Source organism: Paraburkholderia sp. UCT2 (assembly GCF_014397665.1).
Classification (GTDB): Bacteria; Pseudomonadota; Gammaproteobacteria; order Burkholderiales; family Burkholderiaceae; genus Paraburkholderia; species Paraburkholderia tuberum.
The window spans coordinates 1-6055 of record NZ_VZQO01000095.1 but is presented as its reverse complement, the minus strand read 5'-3'; the positions used below and the strand labels follow the sequence as shown (position 1 = coordinate 6055).

Annotated in this window: 6 protein-coding genes; 4 read left to right on the top strand and 2 right to left on the bottom strand. The window is 60.6% G+C overall.

The features are described from left to right. Positions 1–197: 197 nt before the first annotated feature. On the bottom strand, positions 198–680 hold the full coding sequence (locus F6X39_RS35565; RefSeq protein ID WP_187620074.1) for a hypothetical protein: 483 nt from the start codon (positions 678–680) through the stop codon (positions 198–200). Positions 681–1038: 358 nt separating this feature from the next. On the opposite strand from F6X39_RS35565, the gene F6X39_RS35560 reads away from it, so the two are divergent. Next, on the top strand, positions 1039–1320 hold the full coding sequence (locus tag F6X39_RS35560) for a hypothetical protein (RefSeq protein WP_187620073.1): 282 nt from the start codon (positions 1039–1041) through the stop codon (positions 1318–1320). Positions 1321–1744: 424 nt separating this feature from the next. Further along, positions 1745–3109, top strand: a complete 1365-nt coding sequence (locus F6X39_RS35555) for a lyase family protein (protein ID WP_187620072.1) — start codon at positions 1745–1747, stop codon at positions 3107–3109. 44 nt (positions 3110–3153) lie between these two features. Here the strand turns inward: F6X39_RS35555 and F6X39_RS35550 are convergent, their stop codons facing one another. Continuing rightward, positions 3154–3405, bottom strand: a complete 252-nt coding sequence (locus F6X39_RS35550; protein WP_143037265.1) for a hypothetical protein — start codon at positions 3403–3405, stop codon at positions 3154–3156. A gap of 25 nt (positions 3406–3430) precedes the next feature. Between F6X39_RS35550 and F6X39_RS35545 the strand changes: the two genes are divergently transcribed. Both F6X39_RS35545 and F6X39_RS35540 read left to right on the top strand, forming a co-directional pair. Further along, positions 3431–4516, top strand: coding sequence for an efflux RND transporter periplasmic adaptor subunit (locus tag F6X39_RS35545; RefSeq protein WP_187620071.1), 1086 nt, complete (start codon positions 3431–3433; stop codon positions 4514–4516). Beyond that, positions 4513–6055 (top strand): efflux RND transporter permease subunit (locus F6X39_RS35540; RefSeq protein WP_187620070.1); only part of this gene is annotated, 1543 nt, incomplete at its 3' end. The genes F6X39_RS35545 and F6X39_RS35540, both read left to right, overlap by 4 nt.

The window sequence follows — 6055 nt, the reverse complement described above, 5'->3', positions numbered from 1 at the left end:
GAGCAGGGAGCCTCGTTTGCGCGTCCAATTCACCGAGTTGAGCATCGATTCGCTTCGTCATCCGGAAAATTCGACGGCATCTCGTCTGCAACTTGGGCAGTTGGTCCATTGATCAGCGCTTCCTTAGCGACGAGTTTTATCACCGGGACATCGAAGGGATCGGCATTTCGTACTATCGGCACGCCCGGGACGGCAAGCTACTGCAGGCGCTGTATGCATCCAACGTCGATGCCTACGATCCGGGCATTGTCGATCTGCTGTGCGAACTTGAGGAGATTCACGACGGCGCCAGCGTCGATCAGTGGCCAGATCTTCTCGCCGCTCTCGGTAAGCGGTACGGGTTCGTCTGATGCGAGGGTTCGCGAGTGGTAGCGGCCGGTGGCATGCTGATTGATCAGCCACAGGATAGTGAAGCGTGCGTCGCGACCAGATTCCGTCGTTTGCGAGGAAAACCGACGTGCGTTTTCGCCACGACCGTCGTCGCGCACTTCCAGGAGGCAGTCGCGGCCGCTTCGCTCCAGTGTATTGGTGACGGTATATGTTGATACCTCGACGGACGCGACAAACGTTTGGCTCGTCACCGATATCTCGGTAAAACGATAGCTGCTGCGGTGCAGGCGCGAGCGATGAGATGGCGAAAAAACGAATCGCTTTATCGCGGCCACCGGAACAACACGCATGGGTACACGCCGGCTTTCCGCACGCTGCTGAACGACGGTATTGGACCCTACACCTGAGCGGATTGGTCTTATCCCTGTCGCCGCCTGCGCTATACCGCCGTATAGGCTTTAGACGGGCAGGTAGAAGCGCGATAACCGACGGTACGATATCTTCCTGGGTCGCTAGCGTCTATCGTGGGAAATGTGGACAGCGCCTTTGCACAGGGGCGATCGACGGAGTCTGATTCATCCGGCGGCGTCCGAAACGTGATGGTCCAGTGGCATTCGCGCGGCTCGGATGCACGGTAGCGTGCGAGCCAGACCTCGATCCGCATACTGATAATGGAGATCCCGTCACACCCTCCTGGAGAAGTAATCCATGTTTGACGAACGAGCACGAGTGAAGGCATTACAGTTTGCGCAAGCACATCCTTGGCGTCGGGACGTCAAACGGCGAAATACCGGATTCGCTGTCACCGCTGCGACGCATGTCGTCTCCTGGCGAACGCTCATCCAGACAGTATCTGACTTCCTGTTGAACATCGGTGACGCTGCGTTCACCTCGGCGGTGTCGACAAGACCGGTGTTGTTGGCCCAGGCATTGCCGCGCTACTCGGCGCTCGCCATGCCGCTAAAGTTTTCTCTTTCCTGTGTGCGATGAGTCTTTTTTGCGTTGCCCCATCGACCCCAATGGCGTTTTAGCGTCCGCGCGCCTTGGCTTCGCGATAGTCATCGACAGCGAAACCGGGGTATTTCCTCGGCCCGTTTCTGCGCCGAGTCGGTGCACTCCGATTAGCCGTCGGAAATTACCCGCATTGGGCGCCGGAAATCAACATGCGGCTATACACCGGCTTCACGAGATCGTGGTCTCACCAACGGCTGCTAAGGAAGTGACATGTCAAACATTTTGCGTAACTGGCTCTATGTAGGGACCAATGCCTACCGCGAATATAGCTTCTCGCCTCGTTGGACCGCAACGCATACCGACGAACCCCGTCCGAACCAGCTCTGCCTTTGATAAGCAGAGCGGCCGCTATTGGCTATTGCGTGTCTTATGAAAGCACTCATCCTTGGCAGGAGTGAATATGGAGATCGGCAGACCAGGTTTCCGGGTCGAATACGATTCGCTGGGCAAGCGGGAAATACCCGAGGAAGCGCGATATGGCATTCACACGCCTGGCGCCGTCGAGAACTGTCCCATATCGGGGACGCCGGTAGGCGCATACCCAAACCTGCGGAATGCGCTGGCGGCAGTCAAGCAGGCTGTCGCAGAAGTGAATGCCGAGTTGCATCGACTCGAACCCCCACCTGGTGACGCAATCGTCGCCTCTTGCGTGGAGGCGCAGAAAGGACGCTTGTGTGACCAGTGCTTCGTCGACGTGACTCAGGGCCGCGCTGACACTGAGAACGACATGAACGCCAACGAGGTGATATGCAACCGCGCTCTTGAACTTCTGGGTCGTCCGCGCGGCGACTATGTTCATCTGGATCCAGGTGCGCGCATGTGTCCCGGAGGCGGCAATGTCTATTCGACCGCACTTAGGATCTCGATCTGCGTTGCGATTGAACACCTATGTGACGGGTGCGATGCGTTGCGGTCCGCCTTCGTCAGAAAGGCGGAGGAATTCCGCGATTTGCTGCAACTCGACCGAACCACGCAGTTATACGATGCAGTTCACACCACGCTGGGTTTCAAGTTTTTGACGCATGCGCTTATGCTGGACGAACAGATGGTCAGGTTGCGAGCGTCATCCGCGCAGCTTCGTGAAATCTATCTTCGCGCGACGATTGACGCGGGCGCTACGGCCCATTCCGGATATGAAGTCGAAGCGGTTGAAGTCGAAGCGGTTGATGCAGTAAACGCAATGACCGCGCTCGGTTTGCCTATGGCGTCAACTCCGATTGAAAGAACCCAAGAGTGTGCCGCGTATTTGCGGATTTCCGGCATTTTGACCGACATCGCCGTCGAGCTTTCGAACGCGTGCAGTGACCTCCATCTGATATCCATCCGGGCACTATTCGACGTGCCCGAAATCGATCTCGCGTGGATGCGGACCGACTCCTTTGTCACGCCTGGCAGACCGAACGCGATGATTTCCGATGTCGTCCGTCAGATGGCACTCCGGATTTTGGCGAGCGACGTCGCGGTCACATTCGCGGCTGAATCGGTTCAGGTGCATCCATGCAAGACGCTGGCCGAGCATTGCATCAGGGAGATCGCGGCCGATTCCGAACAGATCCGGGAGATGCCCGAGTGTCGTCGCGCGATGGCGACTGCGGCAAATCCCTATATTGGCGGCAAGAGTGCTCGCATACCCGGCGCGCATTCCAGAAACAGCATGCTAAGAGAGGCGGTGCTGCACCGGCAGCTGATAGCCGAGGAGGAACTCGACCGGGCCCTGCGCGCTGGCGCAGGCGATTTATCGGTAGTTTTGTCGATGCCGGCGTAGAGAGCAAAAGACCCGTGAGGCAAGTATGCATGTAAGCGCGCGAATCAGACACTGAGTGCGCGCGTCCCATCGGCAGGGCGCATGTCGCCGGCATGCCATGGCGATATGTAGGAATCCAACGTACTGATAGAGATTGTTTGCGCGCCCATGCTGACGGCGAACCGTGCTTCATTGCATGGCGGGTCTACAGCATCGGGAAATTTTTTACCTGGATCAATCCTCTGCCTTGTGAACATCGTGAAACATTCCGTTCCTGTCGCGCCTGAAATTGCACGTATCTTCTTATCTTCGTTCATACGATCGCCCAAGCGGACGCACGTGATGGTCGCGGCTTGCAGCGCAATCCTGCTGTCGGCATGCCAGTCGCGCGAAGCCGCCGCTCCTGAGCCGAAGCCCGTGGTCGCTCTGGCCGTTCACGCCGACGGGCGCGCGGTAGGTGCGTCGCTGCCGGCTCAGGTGCAGGCGCGCTACTCGACGGTGCTTTCGTTCCGGGTGGGCGGCAAAATCATCGAACGGCGGGTTCATCTCGGCGATGCCGTCAAGGCGGGACAGGTTGTTGCACTGCTCGACCCGACCGACCTGCGCAATAACCTGGCCAACGCACGAGCCCAGCTCGATGCCGCCGAACATCGACTTGTCTACGCGAAGCAGCAGCTCGACCGCGATCAGGCGCAGGCGCAGGCGAACCTGATCGCGCCGGCGCAACTTGAACAGACGCAGGACGCCTACGCCTCCGCGCTCGCCCAGCGCGACTCGGCGCTCGCCCAGATGGCGCTCGCCTCGGACAATCTGCGCTATGCGACGCTGACAGCGGACCACGACGGCGTGATTGCCTCGGAGGACGCCGACACGGGCCAGAACGTTCAGGGAACCCAATCGATCTATCACCTCGACTGGACGGGCGACGTAGACATCGTCTGCGACGCGCCCGAGCGCACGCTGAGCTCGCTGACAGTCGGCAGCATGGCGCGCGTAACGCTGCCGGCGCTACCCGGCAAGACCTTCGAGGCGCGCGTGCGCGAGGTATCGGCTGCTGCCGATCGAGAAAGCCGCACCTGGCGCGTCAAGCTGACGCTGGCCGCCCCGAGCCGCGACGTGCGCCTCGGCATGACGGCGATTGTGGGGTTCGATGTCGTCGGCGACGCGCCCGTGGGGCAGATTTTTACGCTGCCTGTGACGGCGCTCTTTCACGAGGGTGAGCACCCCGCTGTCTGGGTGGTGCGCGCCGGCAGCGACACACTCGAACTGCGCCCGGTCACTATCCAGCGATATGACGAGCGCACCGTCTCGATCAGATCGGGCCTACGCGACGGCGACCGCGTCATGCTCCAGGGCGCACACGCCGTGAGCGCGGGCCAGCATGTGCAGGTGGTGCCCCCGCTTCATCCCGAGGACTTCCCGTCATGAGGGCGCGCGACAGTGAATCCGCAGGCAACAGCGCGCCCGTCCCGTCTTCCGGGGCAGACAAATCTGGCGAAGGCGGCTTCAATCTTTCCGCCTGGGCGCTACGTCATCAGCAGCTCGTGATCTTTCTGATCGGGCTCGCCACGCTTTTCGGCGTGATCGGTTATACGCAACTCGCGCAGTCGGAAGATCCGCCGTTCACCTTCCGGACGATGGTGATCAAGACCTACTGGCCTGGTGCGACTGCGCGCGAGGTGCAGGAACAGATCACGGACCGGATCGGCCGCCAGCTGCAAGCGGCGCCGTATATCGACTACATCAAGAGCTACTCGCGCCCCGGCGAGTCGATGATCTTCTTCGCCATGAAGGACTCCGCGCCCGTCAAGGAAGTGCCGGAAACCTGGTATCAGGTGCGCAAGAAGGTCGGCGACATTGCCGCGACGCTGCCGAAGGGCACCGTCGGCCCGTTTTTCAACGATGAATTCGGCGACGTCTACACCAACATCTATGCGCTTGAAGGCGACGGCTTTTCGCCGGCGCAACTGCACGACTACGCTGACAAGCTGCGCACAGTCCTGCTGCGCATACCCGGTGTGGCGAAGGTCGACTATTTTGGCGACCCCGATCAGCACATCTTCGTCGAGATATCGAATGCGCAGCTCACGCGGCTTTCGATCACGCCGCAACAGCTCGCTCAGGCGATCGACGCACAGAATGCCGTGGCGCCCGTCGGCACCATCACGACCGCGGACGACCGCGTGTTCGTGCGTCCGAGCGGCGCGTTCAAGGACGTGCAGGCACTCGCGGACATGATGATCACCATCAACAAGCGCACGTTCCGGCTGGGCGACATCGCGAAGATCACACGCGGTTATGACGATCCACCGGTGACCCAGATGCGCGTCGGCGGCCAGGCGGTGCTCGGCATCGGCGTGACGATGCAAAAGGGCGGCGACGTGATCGACCTCGGCAAGGCGCTCGATGCAAAAGCCGCCGAACTGCAGGCCACGCTGCCGGCGGGTCTGAAACTCGCTCCGGTTTTGAGCATGCCGCACGCGGTCAAGCAATCGGTGGATGAGTTCGTGAAATCGGTTGGCGAAGCGGTGGCGATCGTGCTGGTCGTGAGCCTCGTCTCGCTCGGTCTGCGCACCGGCATGGTCGTCGTGATCACGATTCCGATCGTGCTGGCGGCAACCGCGCTGTGCATGCACATCTTCAATATCGGCCTGGACAAGGTCTCGCTCGGCACACTCGTGCTCGCGCTGGGTCTGCTCGTCGACGACGCGATCATCGCCGTCGAAATGATGGCGGTGAAGCTGGAGCAAGGCTGGAGCCGGGCGCGCTCGGCAGCGTTCGCGTATACCAGCACGGCATTCCCGATGCTGACGGGCACGCTCGTCACCGTATGCGGCTTTCTGCCGATTGCGCTCGCCAAATCGAGCACGGGCGAATACACGCGTTCGATCTTCGAAGTGTCGGCCATCGCGCTGATCGTTTCGTGGTTCGCGGCAGTCGTGCTGGTGCCGTTGCTGGGTTATCACC

What these genes read in the sequence shown, in the direction of transcription:
- F6X39_RS35565 (WP_187620074.1), bottom strand. Translation starts at nt 680, where the DNA reads ATGCGTGTTGTTCCGGTGGCCGCGATAAAGCGATTCGTTTTTTCGCCA.
- F6X39_RS35560 (WP_187620073.1), top strand. Translation starts at nt 1,039, where the DNA reads ATGTTTGACGAACGAGCACGAGTGAAGGCATTACAGTTTGCGCAAGCA.
- F6X39_RS35555 (WP_187620072.1), top strand. Translation starts at nt 1,745, where the DNA reads ATGGAGATCGGCAGACCAGGTTTCCGGGTCGAATACGATTCGCTGGGC.
- F6X39_RS35550 (WP_143037265.1), bottom strand. Translation starts at nt 3,405, where the DNA reads ATGAACGAAGATAAGAAGATACGTGCAATTTCAGGCGCGACAGGAACG.
- F6X39_RS35545 (WP_187620071.1), top strand. Translation starts at nt 3,431, where the DNA reads ATGGTCGCGGCTTGCAGCGCAATCCTGCTGTCGGCATGCCAGTCGCGC.